The sequence below is a fragment of the Prevotella rectalis genome (assembly GCF_900607215.1).
In the GTDB taxonomy this organism is placed as follows: domain Bacteria; phylum Bacteroidota; class Bacteroidia; order Bacteroidales; family Bacteroidaceae; genus Prevotella; species Prevotella brunnea.
Genome location: NZ_LR027820.1, coordinates 1287721 through 1288412, shown reverse-complemented (window position 1 = coordinate 1288412; position 692 = coordinate 1287721). Strand labels below are relative to the sequence as shown.

Here is a 692-nt window from a genome sequence, read left to right as displayed (position 1 = left end):
GACAAATATCAGGTTATCTGCGCAAGAATGAGGGAATAAAGGTGTCCCACCAATCCATTTATAATATCATTCATAATGATACAACAGGGGAACTTGCCAAACACACAAGGCATAAGATGAAATACAGACATCGTCCCAAGGGCAGACATCTTCCAATTAAAGACAGGTTGAGTATCCATGAAAGAAGTAAGGAAGTTGACGGGAAGAGATTCGGAGATTTTGAGATGGACTTGATCGTAGACCCTGACCAGCATACCATACTCACACTGGTAGAGAAATCCACCAATATGCTGCTTATGCAGAAACTGCCATTTGGAAAGCAGTCAAAGCCTCTGGCAAAGGTAGTTAGGAAACTGCTGCCACCATACAAGGACTGTCTGAAGACCATTACAACAGACAACGGACCTGAATTTGCAGCACATAAGGACATTACCAAGTTCTTAGGCGTGCCCGTATACTTCGCTGATCCATATTGTTCTTGGCAAAAGGGAGCTATTGAGAATACAAATAAACTAATCAGACAATATATACCGAAAAAGGATTCGTTTGAACATTACACAGACAAGAGAATTATGTCGATACAAAAGAAATTGAACGAAAGACCGAGAGAAAAATTAAACTTTTCTACTCCAAAGTGTGAATTCTTCAAATACGTTTTATAATTTTGCACTTGCTGGTTGACTCTGCGGAGT

The 692-nt window shown here is 40.0% G+C and carries 1 protein-coding gene; it reads left to right on the top strand.

Going from position 1 to position 692, the window contains the following annotated elements; genetic code table 11:
- Window positions 1–662 (top strand): IS30 family transposase (locus tag E0E16_RS06575; RefSeq protein ID WP_130829720.1); only part of this gene is annotated, 662 nt, incomplete at its 5' end.
- Between the last annotated feature and the right edge of the window lie 30 nt (window positions 663–692).